Annotated in this window: 22 protein-coding genes and 3 tRNA genes; 16 read left to right on the top strand and 9 right to left on the bottom strand. The window is 41.6% G+C overall.

The window, feature by feature from the left end:
- Window positions 1-6 precede the first annotated feature (6 nt).
- The 3 genes from ACMFNG_RS04665 to ACMFNG_RS04655 all read right to left on the bottom strand — a co-directional run bounded on the left by ACMFNG_RS04665 (window position 7) and on the right by ACMFNG_RS04655 (window position 1,661).
- The gene (locus ACMFNG_RS04665) at window positions 7-540 is read right to left on the bottom strand and encodes a DUF1102 domain-containing protein (RefSeq protein ID WP_011011440.1); all 534 of its coding nucleotides are present in this window, start codon (window positions 538-540) and stop codon (window positions 7-9) included.
- A 16-nt stretch (window positions 541-556) separates the two neighbouring features.
- Entirely contained in the window at window positions 557-1,162 is a 606-nt protein-coding gene (locus tag ACMFNG_RS04660; RefSeq protein WP_011011439.1) for a DUF1102 domain-containing protein, read from the bottom strand.
- A 94-nt stretch (window positions 1,163-1,256) separates the two neighbouring features.
- Window positions 1,257-1,661, bottom strand: coding sequence for a DUF7344 domain-containing protein (locus ACMFNG_RS04655; RefSeq protein WP_430515259.1), 405 nt, complete (start codon window positions 1,659-1,661; stop codon window positions 1,257-1,259).
- A gap of 235 nt (window positions 1,662-1,896) precedes the next feature.
- On the opposite strand from ACMFNG_RS04655, the gene ACMFNG_RS04650 reads away from it, so the two are divergent.
- The 4 genes from ACMFNG_RS04650 to ACMFNG_RS04635 all read left to right on the top strand — a co-directional run bounded on the left by ACMFNG_RS04650 (window position 1,897) and on the right by ACMFNG_RS04635 (window position 3,868).
- Window positions 1,897-1,972: transfer RNA gene (locus ACMFNG_RS04650), tRNA-Gln, on the top strand.
- 64 nt (window positions 1,973-2,036) lie between these two features.
- Window positions 2,037-2,124 (top strand) — tRNA-Leu (locus ACMFNG_RS04645).
- A gap of 48 nt (window positions 2,125-2,172) precedes the next feature.
- On the top strand, window positions 2,173-2,589 hold the full coding sequence (gene nikR, locus ACMFNG_RS04640) for a nickel-responsive transcriptional regulator NikR (RefSeq protein WP_011011437.1): 417 nt from the start codon (window positions 2,173-2,175) through the stop codon (window positions 2,587-2,589).
- A gap of 100 nt (window positions 2,590-2,689) precedes the next feature.
- Window positions 2,690-3,868 carry a CBS domain-containing protein gene (locus ACMFNG_RS04635; RefSeq protein WP_011011436.1) on the top strand — a complete coding sequence of 393 codons (1,179 nt, stop codon included), beginning with the start codon at window positions 2,690-2,692 and terminating at the stop codon, window positions 3,866-3,868.
- On the opposite strand, the gene ACMFNG_RS04630 is transcribed toward ACMFNG_RS04635, so the two are convergent.
- Window positions 3,840-4,817, bottom strand: coding sequence for a hypothetical protein (locus tag ACMFNG_RS04630; protein WP_011011435.1), 978 nt, complete (start codon window positions 4,815-4,817; stop codon window positions 3,840-3,842). The two genes, ACMFNG_RS04635 and ACMFNG_RS04630, sit on opposite strands and share 29 nt — an antisense overlap.
- 47 nt (window positions 4,818-4,864) lie before the next feature.
- Here ACMFNG_RS04630 and gyaR point away from each other — a divergent pair, with 47 nt between their 5' ends.
- On the top strand, window positions 4,865-5,875 hold the full coding sequence (gyaR, locus tag ACMFNG_RS04625; RefSeq protein WP_011011434.1) for a glyoxylate reductase: 1,011 nt from the start codon (window positions 4,865-4,867) through the stop codon (window positions 5,873-5,875).
- 47 nt (window positions 5,876-5,922) lie between these two features.
- Here the strand turns inward: gyaR and ACMFNG_RS04620 are convergent, their stop codons facing one another.
- Genes ACMFNG_RS04620 through ACMFNG_RS04610 form a run of 3 tightly spaced genes read right to left on the bottom strand, consistent with a single transcriptional unit; the run spans window position 5,923 to window position 9,710 of the window.
- Window positions 5,923-7,785, bottom strand: coding sequence for a S9 family peptidase (locus ACMFNG_RS04620; protein WP_011011433.1), 1,863 nt, complete (start codon window positions 7,783-7,785; stop codon window positions 5,923-5,925).
- Window positions 7,786-7,818: 33 nt separating this feature from the next.
- Window positions 7,819-8,661 carry a DMT family transporter gene (locus ACMFNG_RS04615; RefSeq protein WP_011011432.1) on the bottom strand — a complete coding sequence of 281 codons (843 nt, stop codon included), beginning with the start codon at window positions 8,659-8,661 and terminating at the stop codon, window positions 7,819-7,821.
- Window positions 8,658-9,710: a hypothetical protein gene (locus ACMFNG_RS04610; RefSeq protein WP_011011431.1), complete on the bottom strand. Its 1,053-nt coding sequence runs from the start codon at window positions 9,708-9,710 to the stop codon at window positions 8,658-8,660. The genes ACMFNG_RS04615 and ACMFNG_RS04610 overlap by 4 nt, the downstream gene beginning before the upstream one ends.
- Before the next feature lie 67 nt (window positions 9,711-9,777).
- Between ACMFNG_RS04610 and ACMFNG_RS04605 the strand changes: the two genes are divergently transcribed.
- The 7 genes from ACMFNG_RS04605 (at window position 9,778) to ACMFNG_RS04575 (ending at window position 14,790) form a co-directional block, all read left to right on the top strand.
- A complete protein-coding gene (locus ACMFNG_RS04605; RefSeq protein WP_193328786.1) occupies window positions 9,778-10,323 on the top strand; it encodes a DUF531 domain-containing protein in 546 nt (181 codons plus the stop codon).
- Window positions 10,308-10,772 (top strand): signal peptidase I, encoded by a 465-nt coding sequence (locus ACMFNG_RS04600; protein ID WP_014835110.1) that lies wholly within the window; start codon window positions 10,308-10,310, stop codon window positions 10,770-10,772. The genes ACMFNG_RS04605 and ACMFNG_RS04600 overlap by 16 nt, the downstream gene beginning before the upstream one ends.
- Window positions 10,773-10,872: 100 nt before the next feature.
- Window positions 10,873-12,240, top strand: a complete 1,368-nt coding sequence (locus ACMFNG_RS04595) for an ADP-specific glucokinase (RefSeq protein ID WP_011011427.1) — start codon at window positions 10,873-10,875, stop codon at window positions 12,238-12,240.
- Between the two features lie 66 nt (window positions 12,241-12,306).
- The gene (locus tag ACMFNG_RS04590; RefSeq protein WP_011011426.1) at window positions 12,307-12,657 is read left to right on the top strand and encodes a hypothetical protein; all 351 of its coding nucleotides are present in this window, start codon (window positions 12,307-12,309) and stop codon (window positions 12,655-12,657) included.
- Window positions 12,654-13,391, top strand: coding sequence for an ABC transporter ATP-binding protein (locus ACMFNG_RS04585; RefSeq protein WP_014835108.1), 738 nt, complete (start codon window positions 12,654-12,656; stop codon window positions 13,389-13,391). Before ACMFNG_RS04590 ends, ACMFNG_RS04585 begins: the two co-directional genes overlap by 4 nt.
- Window positions 13,384-14,661: an ABC transporter permease gene (locus ACMFNG_RS04580; protein WP_011011424.1), complete on the top strand. Its 1,278-nt coding sequence runs from the start codon at window positions 13,384-13,386 to the stop codon at window positions 14,659-14,661. The genes ACMFNG_RS04585 and ACMFNG_RS04580 overlap by 8 nt, the downstream gene beginning before the upstream one ends.
- A gap of 51 nt (window positions 14,662-14,712) precedes the next feature.
- Window positions 14,713-14,790, top strand: a tRNA-Glu gene (locus tag ACMFNG_RS04575).
- 60 nt (window positions 14,791-14,850) lie between these two features.
- On the opposite strand, the gene ACMFNG_RS04570 is transcribed toward ACMFNG_RS04575, so the two are convergent.
- Window positions 14,851-15,870 carry an adenylosuccinate synthetase gene (locus ACMFNG_RS04570; protein WP_011011423.1) on the bottom strand — a complete coding sequence of 340 codons (1,020 nt, stop codon included), beginning with the start codon at window positions 15,868-15,870 and terminating at the stop codon, window positions 14,851-14,853.
- 126 nt (window positions 15,871-15,996) lie between these two features.
- On the opposite strand from ACMFNG_RS04570, the gene ACMFNG_RS04565 reads away from it, so the two are divergent.
- The 4 genes from ACMFNG_RS04565 to ACMFNG_RS04550 all read left to right on the top strand — a co-directional run bounded on the left by ACMFNG_RS04565 (window position 15,997) and on the right by ACMFNG_RS04550 (window position 20,112).
- The gene (locus ACMFNG_RS04565; protein WP_011011422.1) at window positions 15,997-17,007 is read left to right on the top strand and encodes a glycosyltransferase family 4 protein; all 1,011 of its coding nucleotides are present in this window, start codon (window positions 15,997-15,999) and stop codon (window positions 17,005-17,007) included.
- Window positions 17,004-18,029: an L-threonylcarbamoyladenylate synthase gene (locus tag ACMFNG_RS04560; RefSeq protein WP_011011421.1), complete on the top strand. Its 1,026-nt coding sequence runs from the start codon at window positions 17,004-17,006 to the stop codon at window positions 18,027-18,029. Before ACMFNG_RS04565 ends, ACMFNG_RS04560 begins: the two co-directional genes overlap by 4 nt.
- Window position 18,030: 1 nt before the next feature.
- The gene (locus tag ACMFNG_RS04555) at window positions 18,031-18,612 is read left to right on the top strand and encodes an adenosylcobinamide amidohydrolase (protein WP_011011420.1); all 582 of its coding nucleotides are present in this window, start codon (window positions 18,031-18,033) and stop codon (window positions 18,610-18,612) included.
- Between the two features lie 162 nt (window positions 18,613-18,774).
- A complete protein-coding gene (locus tag ACMFNG_RS04550; RefSeq protein WP_223208994.1) occupies window positions 18,775-20,112 on the top strand; it encodes an ATP-binding protein in 1,338 nt (445 codons plus the stop codon).
- A gap of 33 nt (window positions 20,113-20,145) precedes the next feature.
- Here ACMFNG_RS04550 and cobT read toward each other — a convergent pair whose 3' ends face one another.
- The gene (cobT, locus tag ACMFNG_RS04545; protein WP_430515239.1) at window positions 20,146-21,141 is read right to left on the bottom strand and encodes a nicotinate mononucleotide-dependent phosphoribosyltransferase CobT; all 996 of its coding nucleotides are present in this window, start codon (window positions 21,139-21,141) and stop codon (window positions 20,146-20,148) included.
- Window positions 21,142-21,144: the final 3 nt, after the last annotated feature.

Genomic DNA, 21,144 nt, shown 5'->3' with positions numbered 1-21,144 from the left:
TAACTATCAGTCGCATGCTCCAGCTTGTGCACTAATGCTAAGCTGTCCTTGGTCTGATCCGAGGCCTTCTCCAGTCATATCAAATATCATGCCTATAGGCACGGGGTTTCCATGTTCAACAGTAAAGGTTATGCTTGTTCCTGGCCCCGCAATTGGGGAGTCATAAGTTCCTGCAAATAGGGTAACATGTGAGTTTTCTGACTGGATGGTAACACAGATTGGATAGTTGCTCTCTTCGTTCTCCCATAACTCGTTGCTCACATTAAACATTTCCTCAAATACGTATAGTGAGTCTGGGCTAAGTCCGTCTCCATATCCTGGGTATTGGTTCGTGTTGTCAGGGCTTATCTTTATCGTCAACTTGCCATTGCTCAAATATGCATAGGGTTGTACTGGGGTTAAGTCTATTAGCTCGTTATCGTCCGCTACTATGGCGACGCTTACATCCCTATCTGCCTCAAAATACCTAAAGTTGGCTCCAGTGCCAACTGCCAGCATAAGCCCTGCTAGAAACAGGGCAATTCCAAACAATTTATTCATTCTTCAAACCTCCAATTCATGGGCTCTGCCCACACTTACCTTGCAGGTAAGCAGGTTCAGTCCCAAGTCTATATGCTTTGATCTGTATTTCTCCTGTCCAAACATCTCCAGGTGAGTCTCCATTTGCTGAAAGATCCATGCCAATGTTTACTTGTCCAGTGTGTGGAACCACAAAACATACATGTTGTCTTGCGGAATCACTGTCGTTTGCCTTTTGTCCGTCGTCAACTGAATAAACTTCACCATCTGCTCCATAAAGCTCTATGTGCGAGTTTGTGGAATAGATTTCCACTACTATGTCTAGGTCTTCCCAAAGATGGTTGCTAACTCCAAAAACCTCGTCAAAGTTGTATTCACTTGCAGGACTAATTCCGTCCCCATATCCTGGGTAGTTCGGGTTGTTTTCTGAAAAGTCAATTACCAATTTTCCGGTGGTTGCGTTTATGTATGAGTACGGTTGTATTGGTACAAGATCTATTAGCTCTGTATCGTCAGTAACTATGTCCCAATGGGCGCTTCTGCTTGCGTTGTAGTCTCTAAAGTTGGCTCCGGCCCCAAGAATAAGGCCAAATGCTGCCAACAAAGCCAACATTGCCATTCCAAATTTATTCACTTTTTCCATCTCCAAACTTTTTAGGCCTCAGTGTTGAGACCTAATAGTGAGTAGAAGCCTCCAGGTATATAGGTAATTGCAAGTTTCTTGAAGTAATAGATGCTTACTTTTTTGTGACCCATTGGAATATGGCTAGACCAAGAAGAACAAGAGACATTACAACCCCCAACCCATTATTTAAAACTAGAGATGCTAGAAGGAACAGAAAAGAAACCGTTACATATATGTGAGGCCATAAAATAACTTCTTCTGAGGATATGTACTTTTCAACGTCACTAGGAACATTCTTGAGGTAAATTTCATCTCTCTCAGTAGTTATGAACCCTTCCCTTTTAAGTCTTGGAATATGGGTTTGAATTAAGCTTACATACACACTCTTGCGGTGCCTTTTACTTTCATTTCCTTCTTTTTGACAGATATAATCAACTAAATCAGATATTTTTGCGGTTTTTGTATCACTCTTCATTAGATACTCAATTATCATCATTCGCCTCTCATTCCCAAGCACAGTGGATGAACTTAATTCAGCTTTTTGACTTGTCACTTTAACTCATCTCCAAATGTTAAAGGAGATATGATTTAAACTATATTAAGGTTTTGTAATGTTTTAATTGACAAACATCTAACATAGATCCTCTGGATTGGAAGAGCTTTTTGCCTTTTTTGACCTTGGAATGTTTTCCAAAACTTTTTGAAAAACCATAAAGCTTAAAAATTGGTTTATAAGAGTAAAATTCGGAAGTAGCCCCGTGGTGTAGCGGCCAAGCATGCGGGACTCTGGATCCCGCGACCGGGGTTCGAATCCCCGCGGGGCTACCATTTTCTTGAATTTCTTCTAACCATAAGATTTTAAAACCTATCACTTTTATTTACCACTTGGAGTGCGGGGGTTGCCGAGCCTGGTCAAAGGCGGGGGACTCAAGATCCCCTCCCGTAGGGGTTCCGGGGTTCAAATCCCCGCCCCCGCACCAACTTAACGTTTTTATCTCTTAATAGCTCATCTTTTCTAGGTGGCATAAATGGGAATTGTAAGGTTTGGGGTTTCTATCCCAAAGGAATTGCTCGAAAAGTTTGATGGTATAATAGAGGAAATGGGATACACGAATAGAAGTGAAGCTATCAGGGATTTGATAAGGGATATGGTCGTGAGGCATGAATGGCAACTTGGAGATGAAGAAGTTGCTGGAACAATAACTATAGTGTATAACCACGACGAAGCTGACGTCGTTAGAGAACTTCTTGACTTGCAACATGAATATCTTAACGAAATAGTTTCAAGTTTACACGTTCACATGGATGAACATAATTGTTTGGAAGTCATAGTAGTTAAGGGAAGAGCCAAAAAAATTAAGAAAATCGCTGACAGGCTTTTGAGCTTAAAAGGGGTTAAGCATGGGAAGCTTGTGATGACAACTACCGGTAGGGACATAGTCTAGCGAAACTTTTATTAACCAAAGTTTACTAAATTATCTCTGGAGTCAATAGGTTTAAATGGAAGAAAAACAAAAATTAATATTGAAATGGAGGTGGTTGAAAATGGTAGGAATACAAGTCCAAGAAGTTATTACAGATAAGTATGCAAAAATTGATATAAATGCCCCACTTTCTGAGGCAATTGGAATATTTGAGAAGGAAGATCCCGATCTAATTCTCGTGTTTGATGGGAATGTTTACAAAGGAGTTCTCACTCAGGATTTAATTATAAAGTCTCACTTAAAGTGGGATCCAACTAAAGCAAAGGTTAGAGATGTGTATAAGCCAGCTCCCGTTGTTAAGCCTACTGATGACCTAAGCCACGCAGCAAAGTTAATGCTCGAGACAGATTTAAGATCACTCCCAGTTGGAGAAAATAAAGCCGAAATAATAGGAGTTATTAGTGATTTAGCACTGTTGGAGAGAGTTGTTGCTGAAGAATTTGGAAAGAGAAAAGTAGAAGAGTTTATGACAAAAGACGTGATTACTCTAACTCCAGACGATACAGTTGCAAAGGCATTAGCCACAATGAGAGATCATGGTATCTCAAGAATCCCTGTTGTGGACGAAGAAGGAAAATTAGAGGGGCTAGTAACACTTCACGACCTAATAATAAGGTTCATCAAGCCTAGATTTAGAGCGCAAGCTGGGGAGCTTGCAGGAGAAAAGATACCTCCCTTCAGCATGAAGCTCAGAGAGGCAATGATAAGAGGAGTTATAACAATTCTTCCAGATGCAACCATAAGGGAAGCTGTCGCTACTATGAAGGACAACAATATAGATGGATTAGTTGTAGTTGACGAAAACAACAAAGTCGTTGGAATATTAACAGTTAAGGATCTACTGCTTCCAATCTCCAGAATGGTTGAAAAGGAGGCAAAGTTCTACTTACAGCTCGGAGGAGACGCCGCTGCATTAAGCGACTTTACAAGAGAGAGAATAATAAACGACATTAAGAAGTTCGTGGATGGTTATTCAGACCTGCTAGGAAATGAAGGAATAATATACTTATACATAAGAAGATTCAACGAAAAGTTCAGAGGAGTTCACCTATATCAGGCAAGAATGAGAGTGGTCACAGACAGGGGGGTGTACGTTGCAACAGGAGAGACTTGGGGAGCAATTCAGGCAGTTCACGACGCATTAAGAGCTATAGAAAGACAGCTCCTCCAGAAGGCAGAGCTAGAAAGAGATATAAGATATGCAAAGCGGTTCATTGAGAAGCTTGAACTTTGGCGCTGATCTCAAAAAGTTTCCTCGAAAGCTCTAGAATCCTTTTATTATTTCTTCTTTTCCCTTCTTCAAGAAGCTCAAATGATAGAAATCTTAACACATCCTTTAGTTTTTCTTCTTGTCTAAATATCTCCAGAATAAGCTTCAGAGCTTCTTCATTGCTATAAGTTACTGCAATCCTATAGGCAAGGAGTACCTTATCAATTGGCCGTACAACAGTTTTTACATCATCATTTCTCCCAAGAAAGAATAGTAATCTTGGAAGTGTTCCTCCTCGCTTTATTTTTTTCATAATACTTTCTGCTTCTTCCAAATTGCCATTCTCTAAATATTCTAAGCCCAATTTTTCCAAAAATGCTGATTTAAATGGTTCTGAAAGATTAGTTAAGTCCAAAAAGTCCTCCTGAAGGCTTTCTCTTACATCTTTAACTTCAAGTTTAGTTTCCGTTACCTCAACTACTTCGTTTCTCAATTCTCCAACTCCTTTAACTATTTCAGCATCGATTAAGAATTTGCCGTTCTCATATTTAATTCCTGGAGGCAGAGGTTTGAGAAGTTCAACATCTTCTTCACTCAGGCTTAATTCTCCCAATTTTACCTCTGTAACGTTTTTCTTTTTTAAGGTATTTGCCAAAGCATTAGTTATTTTTCTAAGAGCTTTCTTTCTCGAATATTTGTCCTCAATCAACTTTGCTGTTTCTATAGCCTCCTTAAATTTCTCCTCATTAGCAAGTTCGTATGAAAGGTAGAGTAGGGTATCATTCCTCAAAGAAGAAATCAAAATCTGAGAGGCAATTTTCCTAGCTCTTTCGGAATTTATTTTAACAATTTCCTGGGCAATCCACTTAAAAGCATAAGATCTCCAATAGCTATCCTTTATTTTTTCTGCGATCTTTACAGCATTCTCAAAGTCTCCCCTGTTTAGTGCATCCCTTACATAGAATAAATCCTTTATCATCCTTATACCTTTAAAACTCAATTCTAATAATTCTTTTGGTGGTTAAAATGAAACCCAAGGTATTCATAACGAGAGCCATCCCCGAAAACGGAATAAATATGCTAGAAGAGGAATTTGAAGTTGAAGTGTGGGAAGAGGAAAGAGAAATTCCCAGGGAAAAGCTGTTAGAAAAAGTAAAGGATGTTGATGCTCTAGTAACGATGCTAAGTGAGAGAATTGACCAAGAGGTTTTTGAGAATGCTCCCCGATTAAGAATAGTAGCTAACTACGCTGTCGGATACGACAACATTGACGTTGAGGAAGCGACAAGAAGAGGTATATACGTCACCAACACTCCCGACGTTCTAACCAACGCTACAGCAGATCACGCTTTTGCCCTTCTATTGGCCACAGCTAGGCATGTAGTGAAGGGAGACAAGTTTGTTAGAAGTGGAGAATGGAAGAGAAAAGGGATAGCTTGGCATCCCAAATGGTTCCTGGGATATGAGCTCTATGGAAAAACTATAGGAATTGTAGGTTTTGGAAGAATTGGCCAAGCAATAGCTAGAAGAGCCAAAGGATTCAATATGAGAATTCTCTACTATTCAAGAACAAGGAAGTCCCAGGCAGAGAAAGAGCTTGGGGCAGAGTATAGACCCCTAGAAGAGGTACTTAAAGAGAGTGATTTTGTAATCCTAGCGGTTCCCCTAACAAAGGAAACTATGTACATGATAAACGAAGAAAGGCTAAAGCTAATGAAGCCAACAGCAATACTCGTTAACATAGCTAGAGGTAAAGTTGTTGATACAAAGGCCCTAATCAAGGCATTAAAGGAAGGTTGGATAGCTGGGGCAGGATTGGATGTGTTTGAGGAGGAACCATACTATAACGAAGAGCTGTTCTCCTTAGATAACGTAGTTTTAACTCCACACATAGGAAGTGCAACATTTGAGGCAAGAGAGGCTATGGCAGAACTCGTAGCAAGGAATCTAATAGCTTTCAAGAGAGGAGAAATTCCACCAACCCTAGTGAACAAAGAAGTTATAAAAATAAGAAAACCAGGGTTCAATGAGCAATGATGAGCTCTATCCCTATCTGACCCATGATGACTGTAGCGCGCGCTGAGCTACTCCTTTAAAATTTTTTCAATTGGAAAACCTTCTTCGTACTTCTTCAGCTTTCTCTCAAAAAACTCCACAAAGAGCTTGTACCTCTTCATCCTATGCCTAGGCTGACCTCTTATGCTGTGTCCATGAGCTCCCCTCTTGAATATAGCTATGTAAGCTTCCTTTCCTAGATCCTTAAGCACGTGATAAAACATCAAACTTTGATCTAAGGGACAGCGATAGTCTTCTAGACTGTGAATTAATAAAATTGGGGCCTTAACATTTTTCGCATAGAAGAGAGGACTCAGCCTTCTGAAGTTTTCATTCTCAAGTGGGTTCTCCCCTATCACCTCCTTATCGAACCACAAGCCAATGTCCGAAAATGCATAGCTGGTTAACCAGTAACTTATCCCATTCTCACTTATTCCAGCTTTGAAGAGATCACTTTGTGTTAACGCCCAGTTTGTCATGTATCCTCCATAGCTTATTCCCGTGATACCAATTCTCTCCCTGTCCGCCTGAGGTTCAAGCTTCAGGAATTCCTCAATACCGTTTAATATATCTTGGAAGTCCTCCAGTCCAGTTCTGGTTAATACTCTTAGTGCAAAGTCTTCACTATATCCATTGCTCCCCCTGGGATTAACGTAAACTATATAGTACCCCTTGGCCGCCATTAATTGCATTTCATACTTGAAGTAATAACCGTACATTCCCTTGGGCCCACCATGGACAAATACTATCACGGGGGCTTTTTCTCCCTCCTTGAGCTCGGGCTTCATATACCAACCATCAATCTCTAAGTCTAGGCTTTTATAACGGAAGTGAACTGGTTCGAAAGTTTTCAGCTTAGCGAAGATTGGATCATTATAGTCAGTGAGTTGTTTCTCTTCACCGTCCCAGGTAAAGAGCTCCCTTAATCTAGTCGCCGTCTCTTTAAGGTAAACAACGATCTCATCAACGTCAAATCCCATTATCCAATGCCTTCCCTTGGCTATGGGTTTAATTTCCCCATCCCAAATGTATAGGTTTACGCTTCCCTCTTCAAAGAGTGTAAAGTACACTTTCCCATCTTTTATCTTGGCTTGGCCAACTCCTCTGTCAACTTCATCAAGAATGCCCATCACTTCTTTCCCATCGTAGATGTAAAGCTTATTGTGCTCGCTCATGTACTTCTTCTCGGGCTTTCCATAGAGCAAAATTCTTTCTCCATCCGAATCAACTGCGTAGAACGATACTTTTTCAAACATCTTTTCTTCTTTTCCGTCTTCCCAGATATAGATGTCCCAGAACTTAAAGTATTGTGGGATTATCTCTCTATGGGGAACATTCACAACAATTTTGTCTCTATGCCAAATTCCTGAAGAAAAGCGCGGCTTTTCGAACTCCTCTATAACTTCTTCACTCTCCGTGTCAAAAATCCAGAATGTTGTCTTCTCTCCATCAAAGAATCCAAGATCATCAAACCACGCTGGAACATCATCCTCGAATATAAAGTCTTCATCTTCCCTCCTCTTAAAGCCAACAATGAGAAGTTTTCTTGAGTCTTCGTTCCATTCCAAAGATCTTATGTTCTTAGCTTCAAGGATTTTCTTGCTACTTAAAGTTTCTAAATCTGCCACCCATATCTCACTTACCTTCTTTTCTTCATTAGCCCTCATAAAAGCTATCTTTTTACCATCGGGGGAAATTCTTGGCATTGTGGCATTTTCAATAAACCTTCTTGCATTGTTCTTGAGGTTCTCAATAACAATTGTGTTTTCATATTTGTTGTCCTTTAGGTTGGCCTTTGTTAATACATAGGCCACCAATTCTCCCTTTGTCCTGGGATCACTCAAGTATGCAAACTTTGCAAACGTTTTTTCGTTCCATTCGATTGAACTCATAACGTTATCACCAAAATTAATTGAAAGTAAAGTTTAATAGTTTTTCCTTTCCTGATAAAGTTCCAACCACACAGCTAAGAGAATTAAAAACGCCCCTAGATAGCCTTTAGGAGGCAACCTATCATTGAGAAATGCGAGAGCAAGGAGATGGGCAAAAATTGGTTCTGATGAGTAGATAATTGCCGCCTTATAAGACTCCACCTTTGGCTGATATTTTACCTGAAGCGTAAAAGATAATGCCGTGGCAAATATTCCTGTGTAAATTATCCCACCCAGAACTTTTGGATCGCTTGGAAGAGAAATTCCCTCAAAAATCCCGGCATAAACTGTAGAGAGAATGAAATTCCAAAATATTTGCCAAAATGCAAGTCCAACTCCCAGGTTTCCAAAGTATTCTACAAGAACTATCTGGAATGCAAAGCTTAGGGCAGCGACAACTGTCAATGCATCACCATAATTCAATCTCAACTCTGCATTCGATATTAGGTAAAGCCCAATAACGGCCAAAGACAGGGAAAAAGCGTCAAACATCTTAAGCCCCTTACGGAAGAATAAGAACGCTATGAAAGGCGTGAAGACAACATAAAGGGAAGTAATAAATGCGGAGTTGGAGGGTGTTGTGTACTTCAATCCAACAATTTGAAAGCCGTGACCAAGAAAAAGCGTGAAACCAAGAATTAACCCTGGAAAGAGAGCATCTTTTCTAATGTGCTTCCTTAGGGCTAAAAAGAGAACAAAAGAGGCGATGCCAAATCTAAGGGCTATGAAAGTAATCGGGGGAAAGTCTTCTACCCCTATCTTCATAACCGGAAAGGTTGATCCCCAGATAAAGGTGGCCCCTAGAAGGACCAGCTCTGCCTTTCTTCTTTCGTTCATGCTATGGGTAGATTTTTGAGGAAATTAATAAATTCTTCTCTCTTCTCATCGCTGAGTAATGGAAAAATTTTCTCTTCCACAAACCTTACTTCTCCTTCATCAATCATCTTTAGGCCAATAAGGACTAAAGCTTTTTCCCTTAACTCTTGAGACTCTAAGGTTATTGCTATCTCGTAGGCCTTTAAAGTATCATCGATTTCAAGTAAAAGCTGAACTACCTTAAATTTTTCTTCATCAGAGAGTTTACTTGCTGATAACTTCTCCATTGTAATTTCTTTTAGCTTTAATCTTTCAAATACATTGGTCTTATATGCCCACGCTGTCAACTCCAAAAGGGGAATTACATTATTTCCACCAAATCTTTTCTCTATTTCGTGTAAAGCTTGAATAAACCTCCCTTCGTACGCAAGCTTCCTAATGTCTGGATAGCTTGTATGCATTAAAGTTCTTGTAAGTTCAATCTTTTTCTCAATGATCCCTTCCCTTTGGCCCAGTTTCAGGTTTTTATATATGTCTTGAGCCATTTCATAGAACTTAAGTGCATTTTCTGAGTCCAAAGCATCTCCACTGGCTTCCAATATTTCAGCCAATTGAATTATTAAGTCTGTCTTTTTCGTTAACTCAATATTAAGTTCAATAATCTCAGCAAATGCATTCTGAAACATCTCAAGAGATAAGTCTACAAAACCTGCTAAAGCTAATCTGTTCGCCAAGATTGTTAAAGTTATTGCCTTATCCACGGGATTCAGATTTTTTGTTAACTTAACTGCTTCTTCAAAGAGTTCTAGGCTCTCTTCTTCATATCCAAGAAGAGCATAAACTTTAGCTACTTCTCCATACCCTATGGCTTTGTTGTCATGATCTTTGATCTTTTTTAAGAAGTAAATCGCATCTTCGAGAAAACTCTCGTCCCTGGTTAATTCAGCTATTTTACAGAGAGCAATTACTTTATCAAAGTTCTCCTGCAAGTTTTCAACTATCTTAATTGCCTCTTCAATCATTCCTTTCCTAACCAAAGTTTCCACACTTTCAACGATGTCATCTTTCATGTAATTAAAATTACATTCATAGTATTAAAGGATAGTGCTTTTAAACTTTCCAGACCTTCTAAATTTGATGCTAACGATTGGCCTCTACAATACATACGATACCAAAAAACTTCACGAGGCACATATCAGAGCCATAGCTAGAGCTGCCCCAGTTGCTTACGCTTATGAATTCCACTTAGCCCTTATTGGTTTTCCCTTTGATTCGGATGATCCTAAAGAAGTAGCTGAAAGAGTAGCTTCCACAACCACAATAGGAGAAGGGGGAAAGTATCTCCTAGAGCTTGCAAAGTCAAACAAGTTCCACCTTCTAGATTTTCCAAAAAGAGGTTTTCCACCCCAATTTGGCGAAGTTATAGCAACTACTTCAAAACCCTCTAAAGAAAAAGTTATTGGTAGTAGGGAAGTCGCTGAGATGGCCCTAAGGGGAAAAAGCCTAATGTTAATAATTGGTCTCGGTAGGCATGGATTGCCCAAAGAAGTTTTTGAAATTTCGAAGTACCATTTAGACATAACTGATGGAAGAGAAATTAGCTTGGAAACGTGCACGGCAATTGGAATAATTCCCGCGAGGATAAAAACATTAATGGAGGCGTTAAAATGGAAAAAGCCGTAAAGGAAATACTTTCAACAGTCCTAGTCTTTTTACTAACGTTTTCCATATATTATGGGATGAGGATAGCTCTCCATACAGACACACCTCTCGTTGTAGTGATCAGCTGGTCCATGAAACCTGTCTTTTACAGAGGTGATGTAGTCTTGCTTAAAGGGGTCTCTCCAGAAGAAATCAAAGCGGGAGATGTGGTCGTGTATGAAAATCCCCTTTACAAATACCCAATAATTCATAGGGTTAGGGAGATAAAAACTATATCAATTGAAGGCAGGGAGGAGTTATGCTTCGTAACCTGGGGAGATAATAATCCAGTTCCTGATGTCTATCCAACTCCCTATGGGATGCTCGATTGTGTCCCAGGGGAAGCTATAAAGGCCAAGGCACTTGTTGTATTTCCCAGGATAGGAATAATTTCCATAAAGGTTAGAGAGTTCCTGGGAATAGGTGGATGAAGAAAGGGTAGGTAGCTGAGCGGTGATGATCTAATCGGCCCCTGACACCGCATAACGAAAAGTTTAAGTCATCTTCCATTTATCTCCTTTGGTGATATCTATGCCCACTTGGGAGGAGCTTTATAAAAATGCAATAGAGAAGGCCATAAAATCAGTGCCAAAGGTTAAAGGGGTTCTGCTTGGATATAACACAAACATCGACGCTATAAAATACTTGGACAGCAAGGACCTTGAGGAAAGAATAATAAAAGCTGGAAAAGAGGAAGTGATAAAGTATTCAGAAGAGCTCCCAGATAAAATCAACACTGTCTCTCAACTCCTTGGTTCAATACTTTGGAGCATAAGAAGGGGAAAAGCTGCAGAACTGTTCGTCGAAAGTTGCCCAGTGAGATTTTACATGAAGAGATGGGGCTGGAATGAGCTCAGAATGGGAGGCCAAGCTGGAATAATGGCAAATCTCTTGGGAGGAGTTTATGGGGTTCCTGTAATTGTTCACGTTCCCCAGCTTTCAAGACTCCAAGCTAATCTATTCTTGGACGGCCCGATCTACGTTCCAACTTTGGAGAATGGAGAAGTAAAATTGATCCATCCAAAGGAGTTTAGTGGAGACGAAGAGAACTGTATCCACTACATTTATGAATTCCCCAGGGGATTCAGAGTTTTTGAGTTTGAAGCACCTAGAGAGAATAGATTCATAGGCTCCGCCGATGATTACAACACAACTCTCTTCATAAGAGAGGAGTTTAGAGAAAGCTTTAGCGAAGTAATAAAGAACGTCCAGTTAGCAATACTGAGTGGACTGCAGGCTTTAACAAAAGAGAACTACAAGGAGCCTTTTGAGATTGTCAAGTCGAACTTGGAGGTTCTGAACGAGAGGGAAATCCCAGTTCACTTGGAATTTGCATTTACGCCTGACGAAAAAGTTAGAGAAGAGATATTGAACGTTCTTGGAATGTTCTACAGTGTAGGGCTTAACGAGGTAGAGCTGGCATCAATAATGGAAATCTTGGGAGAGAAGAAGCTCGCAAAAGAACTACTGGCCCACGATCCCGTAGATCCAATAGCTGTGACTGAAGCAATGTTAAAGCTTGCCAAGAAGACTGGGGTTAAGAGGATACACTTCCACACGTATGGTTATTATCTCGCACTAACCGAATACAAGGGAGAGCACGTGAGGGATGCTCTCCTATTTGCAGCCCTAGCAGCCGCTGCCAAGGCCATGAAAGGAAACATAACAAGCCTTGAAGAAATAAGAGAAGCCACAAGTGTTCCAGTCAATGAAAAAGCCACCCAGGTCGAAGAGAAACTAAGAGCAGAGTATGGAATTAAGGAAGGAATAGGAGAAGTGGAGGGATATCAAATAGCTTTCATTCCAACTAAAATAGTGGCAAAACCAAAGAGCACTGTCGGAATTGGGGACACCATCTCAAGCTCGGCATTTATTGGTGAGTTTTCATTCACTCTCTAACTTTTCTTTTTTAATGGCAAATCTAATACATTAATTTTCAAATACAGATAGTAACATCTACAGAGGATGATGAAAATGATTAAAAAGCTTATAGGAGGAATTATCTATACGCTCGGTTTCATTCTAACCGTCATTAGGCCCCCAGTAGATAGAGTTGCCTGCATGACCCTCCCAGGGGGAGAAGTTTGCGAAGGAATTAATATGTTCTTCTTACTCCTTGAAACTGGAATTGTACTAGTAGGGGCTACCTTAATAACCCTCGGTCACAACTTCAAGAGCAAATGCAAGGAGAGAGGGTGGATTTTTCTTGCGGGTGGATTAGGAATAGGGTTCATTGGAGGATACTCAAGGATTTTAGAAGTAGCACTTTTTGGAGCTATGCTCGTAACTCTTGGTGTCATGGAGGTGAGAAAATGAAGGCCATTGTTGTTGAAGATCTTGAGAAAGACTACGGTAAAGTTAAAGCCTTGAAAGGCATATCTTTTGAAGTCAAAGAAGGAGAAATTTTTGGGCTTATCGGCCCTAATGGAGCTGGGAAAAGCACCACCCTCAAAATTCTAGCCACCCTACTCGTCCCAACTGGAGGTAGGGCAGAGATATTTGGATATGACGTTGTGGAAGAGGCTGAAGAAGTTAGAAAGTTAATAAGCTACCTTCCAGAGGAGGCGGGGGCATATAAAAACTTGACTGGGTACGAATATCTAGAATTCATGGCCAAACTTTACGCAAAAACTGGAAAAGATTATAAAAAGATGCTTGAGACAGGTGTAGAGCTCAGCGGGCTTGGAGAGAGGTTAAAGGATAGGATATCTACATACTCCAAAGGTATGACGAGAAAGCTTTTGCTTGCAAGGGCTTTAATGGTCGAACCAAAGCTTGCCATATTGGATGAACCTGCAAGTGGGCTAGACATAATCAACGCATACTCCATAAGACAGACAATAAAACAGTTCGCAAGGGAGAAAGGGATAACTTTCCTACTCTCAAGCCACAACATGCTTGAGGTCGAGTTCCTCTGTGATAGAGTGGCCTTGATAAACAAGGGTAGAATCGTGGAGATCGGAACTCCCAAAGAATTGAAGGAAAAGTACAATGCAGAAAACTTGGAAGAGGTTTTCATGTCAATTGTAGGAGGGAAGAAAGTTGAGTGACTTTTGGGTTCTCGTAACGAAAGAGCTTAAAGATCTTCTGAGGGATAAAGGATTGATTTTTGGAATCATAATAGTTCCTCTCATCATATATCCCGCCCTGGGACAAATGCTACAGGTGGGATTTGAGCAGGCTCAAGAAGAAACTAAAGTCGTTCTTGTTAACTTTGATGAGGGAAGATATGGTAATTTACTTATCAAAGCCTTAGAAAGCGCACCCAACGTAACTGTAACAAAAATAGAGGCCAAAACCCTTGATGAGGCTCTCAAAAAGGCCCAGGAAGAAGAGTACAATATGATTGTCATAATTCCCAAGAACTTTTCCCAGGCGATAGAGAGCAATCAAAAGGCCAGCGTTGAAATTTACGGAATAGTAAAGGGGATAAGCGGAAGTATGAGAGAAGCTATAAGCGAGGGGAGGATAAATGCAGTAATTTCAATTCTCAACGAATATCTCGCAAAGTTAAAGATAGAGAGAAGAATTGAAGGAGATCCAGAGGCAATTTTAAAGCCTATTGATGCAAAGAGCTATACAGTAATCAAGGGGCGCATCGTTGAAATCCCTCCATCTGTTGTATCAAATATAATAGCCTCTCAATCATTCTCCATGCCCCTAGTGATATTCATCATGATCATGCTAGTTGCTCAAATGTCCGCTGGGAGCATGGCCATGGAAAAGGAAAACAAGACATTGGAAACCCTATTAACGTTGCCCGTAAAAAGGATAACCATTGTAGCGGGAAAAATGGTGGGTACGGCGATAATTGGAATTATAGCGGCTATCTCCTACATGATCGGAATGAGGAATTACCTAGGGAAGTTAACCTCTTCAGCTCAAGTTAGCATTACACTTGAAGAGCTCGGCCTTAAAATAACTCCTCTCGGCGCAACACTATTCTTAATTATAATCTTTCTGACAATGGTATTCACACTAAGCTTTGCAATGCTTTTAGCTGTCTTTGCGGAGGATACAAAGACTGCAAATACTGTAGTTACCGCAGGAATAATGCCTCTAGCCTTTCCAACGTTCATACTAATGTTTGCAGACGTAAATACACTACCCACTGTTCTCAAATATCTCCTCCTCGGAATTCCCTTCAGCCACCCGATACTTGCGTCTAGAGCAATGCTCATGGAGGAATACTCCACGATGTACGTGAGTGCTGTATATCTAGGAATATTGTCGGCAGTGACGCTATTTGTAACGGCAAAATTCTTTACCACAGAAAAGCTTCTCACAGCAAAGCTTAGGTTCATGAGGAAGAAAGAGTAACTATTATGACGAAAAGTTTTTAAATTCATTTTTTAGGAATGCTAATGGGTTGCCCCGGTGGTGTAGCCCGGTCAAACATGCGGGCCTTTCGAGCCCGCGCCCCGGGTTCAAATCCCGGCCGGGGCACCAGAAGTTTACTATTCTTTCTTAAAACTTAAAACAAAAGGATAAACCAAATAAAAAGAAAAGCTAGATGTTCTCCCTCAAATCTATAATGTGCTCCAGTTCTGGACCCGTCTTTATTAAACCTACTGGAACTCCAACTCTCTCTTCAATCTCCTCAATAAACTCCTTTGCCTTCCTGGGAAGCTTATCGTAATCAGTAATTCCAAAAGCTTCCTTATCGTACTTATCCAGCATTGTAACAGCGAGCATTGTGGCACCGTTAATTCTAGCAGCGTATCTAGCCATCTCAAAGTCAAACCATCCTACCCTTCTCCTCCTTCCAGTAACTGTTCCATACTCGATCAATCCAAGCCTATCTGCTTCTTCCATTGGCATCTCCGTGGGGAATGGACCAGCACCTACCCTCGTTGGGAAACTCTTGAAGACCACTATCACATCATCAACTCTCGTAGGCCCTATTCCGACATCACTTGCAACTGCAGAAGCTGTGGTGTCTTTTGAGGTAACGTAGGGATAAGTACCGTAATAAAGGCTTAAGCCAAACCCCTGGGTTCCCTCAACTAAGACGAGTGCCCCCTCATCCAGGGCATCGTTAACCTCTGCAGCAACATCCGTAAGATAAGGCTCCAACTCTTTAATGTCTTTTGCCTGCTTTGCCACCCTCATGACCCTATCAGCATTGGCAGGTCCACATCCACTTCCAGTTGTTCCTATGGTACCGTGAAGATAGTCATTTTTTCTGTCCATCTCCTTGTGCTTTGGCTCGATTATTGCACACCTGTAGTCTATTCCAACCCTCTCAGCAACATTGAAATCCTTTAAGTGCTCGAGCTCATAAAAGAAGACCTCAGGATCAACTAAAACTCCAGCCCCTACAAGAAGCCTAGCCTTGGTCTGCATAAACCCAGTGGGCAACTGCCTCACAGCGTACTTCTTCCCGTTTATAACCACGCTGTGCCCAGCATTTGTTCCAACGCCACCTCTTGCTATGATCTCTGGCTCGTCGTGGAGTGCGAGATATGCTATTATTGAACCCTTTCCCTCATCTCCCCACTGTCCACCAACAACAATTACACTTGGCATCGCTCTTACCCAAAGCTAAGTCAATAACCCCCTTAAAACACTTACGGAATAAACATTTTTACGTCAAATAAATGATGACCACCAATCATTTATAACTAAACTTATGAAGAATTAGAAGGGAAGAGTATGAGAATTCTCTTGGTGGGTCATTACCCTCCTCACAAAGGTGGTGTAGCCAGGCATGTTAAGCAGTTGAAGGAGTGCCTAGAAAAGAGACACGAAGTGTACGTGCTCACATATGGTACCGTGGCCGTTGAGGAAGAGAATGTATATTCTGTTAAGGTTCCAAATATCTTTGGCATAAGGGGGACTTCCTTTGCCTTGTTAGCATCAAAGAAGATTGTTAAGCTTCATGAGAAATATAACTTTGATTTGGTTCACGCTCACTACGTGGGAACCACGAGCTTTGCTGGGGTTCTTGCAAAGAGGAAGACTGGAGTTCCATTAGTGATTACGGCCCATGGAAGCGATTTAGAATTCATGTCCCGACTTCCCCTGGGAGGGTACTTCGTTAAAACATCCATAATGGAAGCAGATTACGTAATTGCCGTGAGCCACTACTTAGCAAAAAAAGCTTTAGAGCTTGGAGCGTCTAGAATTTCAGTAATTCCAAACTGGACTGAGTTAAGTGGAGAGAGTGAGAGAAAGTACATACTTTTTCTTGGGAGAGTTGCAAGTTACAAAGGTATTGAAGATTTCATTGAACTCGCTAAGAGATTCCCAGGAGAAGAATTCGTCGTTGCGGGAGAGGGCCCACTCCTTAAAAAACTTAGAGCGAAAAGCCCACCCAATGTTAAGTTTTTAGGCTACGTTCCAGCGGAAGATGTGCTTAAGAAAGCAAAGGTCTTAGTGCTTCCTTCAAAGAGAGAGGGATTTGGATTGGTTGTAATTGAGGCAAACTCATTTAAAGTCCCAGTATTAGGAAGGAATGTAGGTGGAATTAGAGAGCTTATCAGATTTTCAAAGAACGGCTATCTCTTTGAGGACATTGAAGATGCTATCACATATTTAAAGACACTTCTAGTACCAAAGACAAACGTAAAGTTGGGGTCTATAGGAAAAAGGATTTCCAAAGGGCATTCCCAGGAAAAGATGTGCGAAAGAGTTGAAGAAATATACAGAGAGGTGATTTCATGACGATAGTAATAAACATGCGAGACAGGATAGATGAAAGAAAGCTAAGGGTTGCGGCTAGACTAATAAGAGAAGGGAAGCTCGTCGCCTTTCCCACGGAAACTGTCTATGGTCTAGGAGCCGATGCACTGAATGAAAAAGCTGCAAGAAGAATATTTGAAGCTAAGGGAAGACCAGCGGACAATCCTTTGATAGTTCATATTGCTGAATTCTCCCAGGTTTACGAGCTAGCAAGAGAAGTTCCAGAAGAGGCTAAAATGCTCGCCAAAAAGTTCTGGCCTGGCCCACTAACCATAGTTCTTCCCAGAAGGGAAATAGTGCCCGATGTAACCACGGGAGGCTTGGATACAGTTGCAATAAGAATGCCTGCAAATGAAATTGCTTTAAAGCTGATAAAGCTCAGTGGAAGGCCAATTGCAGCTCCCTCAGCAAATATTAGTGGAAAGCCCAGCCCAACTACAGCAGAGCACGTGGCAGATGACTTCTATGGAAAGATAGAGTGCATAATAGACGGGGGTGAGACCAAGATAGGAGTTGAGTCGACCGTTATAGATTTAACGGAATGGCCCCCTGTGCTTTTAAGGCCTGGAGGCTTACCCTTAGAGGAAATCGAGAAAGTTATTGGAGAAGTTAGAATTCACCCCGCAGTATTTGGAAAGAAGGTTGACGTAGCAAAGTCCCCAGGAATGAAGTACAAACACTATGCCCCCGATGCAGAAGTAATAGTCGTGGAAGGGCCCAAAGAGAAAGTTAAAAGAAAAATTGCCGAGCTGGTTAAAGAGTTCAAGGAGAAAGGAAAGAGAGTTGGTGTTATTGGATCTGAAAGCTATAACGCCGACGAATTCTTCTACCTGGGAGAGACAGTAGAGGAAGTGGCGAGAAATCTCTTCAAGGCACTAAGGTACATGGACAAGGCAAAGGTTGACATAGTCCTAGCGGAGGGAGTCGAGGAGAAGGGGCTTGGACTAGCTGTAATGAATAGATTGAGGAAAGCTGCTGGGTATAAGATCATCAAGGCTGATTGAGATGCACTTCATCAAACATTTTGAAGAGGAGCTAATTGCTCTAAGCAACGCTCCCCATAGGGGAGGCCTTACCAAAGCAAGGGGCTTCTTCTTCATGAAAGTTGAGAAGAACTACAGAGGAGACTACAAGAAAGATTGCTTAGAATTTGAAAGAAAAAACGGGCTGAGAAGTTTTGTAGGCTTTATGACAGCTGTGGATATAGAGAAAGTTATGGCAATAAAAAGCCTTGGAAATGTTGAAGTTTACCTAACTGCAGGAATTTCGAACCCTGCAATAGCTGGGGAAGAGCCAAAACCTTGGGAACCTGGGACGATAAACATGGCCATTGTCATTGATGAGGGACTGACAATAGGGGCCATGGCCAATGCAATAATGACTGCTACTGAAGCGAAAACTTACACGCTCCTCAAGCTGGGATACAATGCTACGGGAACAACTAGTGATGGGATTGGAGTCTTTGCCAGGCAGGGAAATGTGGAGTGGGCAGGGACTGCAACAAGGTTAGGATTTGAAATCGGAAAGGCTGTGAGAGAGGCATTAGAGGAAAGCATAAAGAAGTGGGAGAAGATAAAAAGTCTTTAGGGCTGTCATAAAAGTCTTTTTCCGAATTTTTGAACAGTTTTATAGTGTGACAGTTTCCGATATAGGAGTCTTTAAGCCCAGGAAAGGCGATTAGAGTTGCTCTTGCTTTCAAAGAAAAATGATGTAGAAAGATTATTATACTTTGCCAACATCATTTTAGTGGTGAAAGTAGTGTTCGTTAACAGAAAGGAAGAGCTGGAGTTCCTTGAAAGAAAGTGGAGAGAGGAAGGTGCCCAACTCATAATTATTTACGGGAGGAGGAGAATCGGTAAAACAATGCTTCTAAAGGAGTTCTTAAAGGGGAAAAGAGGAATTTACTTCCTAGCCACAGCTGATTCAATGGCAGAGAACATCAGGGGATTAGCTGAGAAGTTTACCAAACTAACTAGAAGAGAATACTTCATGGAAGTAAGAGACTTTAGAAGACTCTTCCGCTACCTAGCTGAAGAGATGGGAAAGGAGAGAGTTGCAGTAGTTCTCGATGAATTTCAATACTTAATTTCCCTTGATCCTGGAATACTAAGTGTCCTTCAGAAGATATGGGACGAATACTTAAAAGATACAGGTATATTCCTCATTCTCTGTGGATCCTCGATTGGAATGATGGAAAGAACCCTTGAATACAAAAGCCCCCTCTATGGCAGAAGAACTGGGGCTTGGAAAGTGAAACCCTTTGACATCCGAGGCATAGCCGAGATGTTTCCAGAGAGAAGCATGGAGGAGCTTGTGAAGATCTATGCTGTCTTTGGTGGTGTTCCCTTCTACCTTGATCTTATCCGAAACCTAAGCGTCGAGAACGCGATAAAGGAGAGGATATTGAAAAAGGGCGAAATCCTCTACGAGGAGCCAGAGTTTCTCCTTCGGGAGGAGCTAAGAGAGCCAAGGGTCTATAAACTGATCCTCAAGGGGCTAGCGCTTGGTTATGAAAGCCTTGGAGAACTGATCAACTTTACGGGTCTCGACCGTGGCAACCTGTCGAAGTACCTCGACACTCTCGAAAGGCTTGAGCTCGTTGGTTATGAACTCCCCTACGGGAAGAGAAAAAGAGGGCAATACTACATTAGAGACAACTTCTTCAACTTCTGGTTCCGCTTTGTCTATCCAAACTTAGCCGACCTCGAGTTGGGTCTCGTTAATGAGGTCTGGGAAAGGATTAGTGGAGAAATCAACGCCTACTACGGAAAGATGTTCGAGAGACTTGTGAGGGAGATGCTTAGGCTTAGAATCCTTGATTTTGGACAGAAAGGCGTCTCAAGGTGGTGGCATAGGGGGGAGGAGATAGATGCTATAGCTGAACTCAAAGACAAACTGCTCTTCGTTGAGGTCAAGTGGAAGGATCTCAACAGAAGAGAGGCCAGGAAAATCCTCAAAGACCTCAAAAGAAAGTCCGAGCGCTTTGAGGGAGAGAAAGAGTTTCTACTTATAGCCAAGAGAATTGAAGACAAGGAAGAAGGAATGCTTGACTTAGAAGATTTGGAAAAGGTGATAAGAAACTTGTGAGCTTTTATTTCTTTAAGCCACTAAAATGGAAAATTAAGAGATTAGCTTTCTGTAGAGCTCTTCAACTTTCCTAACAACATCTTCTGGAGAGAAGCCGGCCTTAACTGCAAGCCAAGTAGCTCCTCCTGCACCAACTCCCTCCTTCACGTATCCCTTTTCATAATCTCTTAGGCCCTTAAACTCACTCTTTGAAAAGTCCAAGTCCGCTGCATAACTTATTATTCCAATTTCCCTAGCGGTTTTAATGAAGGTCGCACTCTTGTCCTCAACAACCCATCTAGTAGTGGCTATCATGAACCTACTCAAGTCCTCTCCAAGTCCTTTCAATATTGCAGCTACTGCAAGCATTTGAGTTCCTCCCGCCAACACCACATCACCCTTAAATCCTAAGGACACCCCAACGACAGTTGCCAACATTGGATCACCTAACTGGCGGAGAGCTTCCAGGGGATTTTCCTTAAGTCCACCAAACTCTATTCCAGCCCTCTTAAACCCTTCTTCAATGACCTTTCTCTTTAACTCCTGAGGATTATTGGGGGAGGCTGAACTCGTCTTCCCCTCGTACCCTAGGGCCCAAAGGATTGCCTGGGCTGTTGTGGTTCCTCCAGGCGTGGATTCTCCAATGACAAGCTCTTCAATTCCACTTCTCTCCAATTCTTGCCCGAGAAGTTTTGCCCTTTCAATTATCTCACCAGCTTCGGGAAGAGCAGGCTCTCGCCTAAAATCCCTACCAACTATGGAACTAATGTGAACGTGAGGAACCTTTGGGGCTAAATAAGTCCCTCCCCTAACTACCAAAATGGGGAAATTTGCCAGCTCCCTCGCGGCTTTAGTTATTATCGCTGGTGTGGGATGTCCTTCTGGAGTAACTGGGATTGCATCTATTATCTTGGGCTTATCATAAAAGAGGTATTCCGCATCAGCAGGAGGCGTATACTTTGTGAGCTCAGGTGTAGCTCCAGCCACGCTAATTCCTGGGATTAGGCTAACTTCAGTATTTCCGAGAACTAAAAGAAACAGCGACTTCATCAA

The organism is Pyrococcus woesei, from assembly GCF_050496105.1.
In the GTDB taxonomy this organism is placed as follows: Archaea; Methanobacteriota_B; Thermococci; order Thermococcales; family Thermococcaceae; genus Pyrococcus; species Pyrococcus furiosus.
The sequence above is the reverse complement of the archived record's forward strand: the minus strand, read 5'-3'. Positions and strand labels throughout refer to the sequence as shown.

What these genes read in the sequence shown, in the direction of transcription:
- ACMFNG_RS04665 (WP_011011440.1), bottom strand. Translation starts at nt 540, where the DNA reads ATGAATAAATTGTTTGGAATTGCCCTGTTTCTAGCAGGGCTTATGCTG.
- ACMFNG_RS04660 (WP_011011439.1), bottom strand. Translation starts at nt 1,162, where the DNA reads ATGGAAAAAGTGAATAAATTTGGAATGGCAATGTTGGCTTTGTTGGCA.
- nikR (WP_011011437.1), top strand. Translation starts at nt 2,173, where the DNA reads ATGGGAATTGTAAGGTTTGGGGTTTCTATCCCAAAGGAATTGCTCGAA.
- ACMFNG_RS04635 (WP_011011436.1), top strand. Translation starts at nt 2,690, where the DNA reads ATGGTAGGAATACAAGTCCAAGAAGTTATTACAGATAAGTATGCAAAA.
- ACMFNG_RS04630 (WP_011011435.1), bottom strand. Translation starts at nt 4,817, where the DNA reads ATGATAAAGGATTTATTCTATGTAAGGGATGCACTAAACAGGGGAGAC.
- gyaR (WP_011011434.1), top strand. Translation starts at nt 4,865, where the DNA reads ATGAAACCCAAGGTATTCATAACGAGAGCCATCCCCGAAAACGGAATA.
- ACMFNG_RS04620 (WP_011011433.1), bottom strand. Translation starts at nt 7,785, where the DNA reads ATGAGTTCAATCGAATGGAACGAAAAAACGTTTGCAAAGTTTGCATAC.
- ACMFNG_RS04615 (WP_011011432.1), bottom strand. Translation starts at nt 8,661, where the DNA reads ATGAACGAAAGAAGAAAGGCAGAGCTGGTCCTTCTAGGGGCCACCTTT.
- ACMFNG_RS04610 (WP_011011431.1), bottom strand. Translation starts at nt 9,710, where the DNA reads ATGAAAGATGACATCGTTGAAAGTGTGGAAACTTTGGTTAGGAAAGGA.
- ACMFNG_RS04605 (WP_193328786.1), top strand. Translation starts at nt 9,778, where the DNA reads ATGCTAACGATTGGCCTCTACAATACATACGATACCAAAAAACTTCAC.
- ACMFNG_RS04600 (WP_014835110.1), top strand. Translation starts at nt 10,308, where the DNA reads ATGGAAAAAGCCGTAAAGGAAATACTTTCAACAGTCCTAGTCTTTTTA.
- ACMFNG_RS04595 (WP_011011427.1), top strand. Translation starts at nt 10,873, where the DNA reads ATGCCCACTTGGGAGGAGCTTTATAAAAATGCAATAGAGAAGGCCATA.
- ACMFNG_RS04590 (WP_011011426.1), top strand. Translation starts at nt 12,307, where the DNA reads ATGATGAAAATGATTAAAAAGCTTATAGGAGGAATTATCTATACGCTC.
- ACMFNG_RS04585 (WP_014835108.1), top strand. Translation starts at nt 12,654, where the DNA reads ATGAAGGCCATTGTTGTTGAAGATCTTGAGAAAGACTACGGTAAAGTT.
- ACMFNG_RS04570 (WP_011011423.1), bottom strand. Translation starts at nt 15,870, where the DNA reads ATGCCAAGTGTAATTGTTGTTGGTGGACAGTGGGGAGATGAGGGAAAG.
- ACMFNG_RS04565 (WP_011011422.1), top strand. Translation starts at nt 15,997, where the DNA reads ATGAGAATTCTCTTGGTGGGTCATTACCCTCCTCACAAAGGTGGTGTA.
- ACMFNG_RS04560 (WP_011011421.1), top strand. Translation starts at nt 17,004, where the DNA reads ATGACGATAGTAATAAACATGCGAGACAGGATAGATGAAAGAAAGCTA.
- ACMFNG_RS04555 (WP_011011420.1), top strand. Translation starts at nt 18,031, where the DNA reads ATGCACTTCATCAAACATTTTGAAGAGGAGCTAATTGCTCTAAGCAAC.
- cobT (WP_430515239.1), bottom strand. Translation starts at nt 21,141, where the DNA reads ATGAAGTCGCTGTTTCTTTTAGTTCTCGGAAATACTGAAGTTAGCCTA.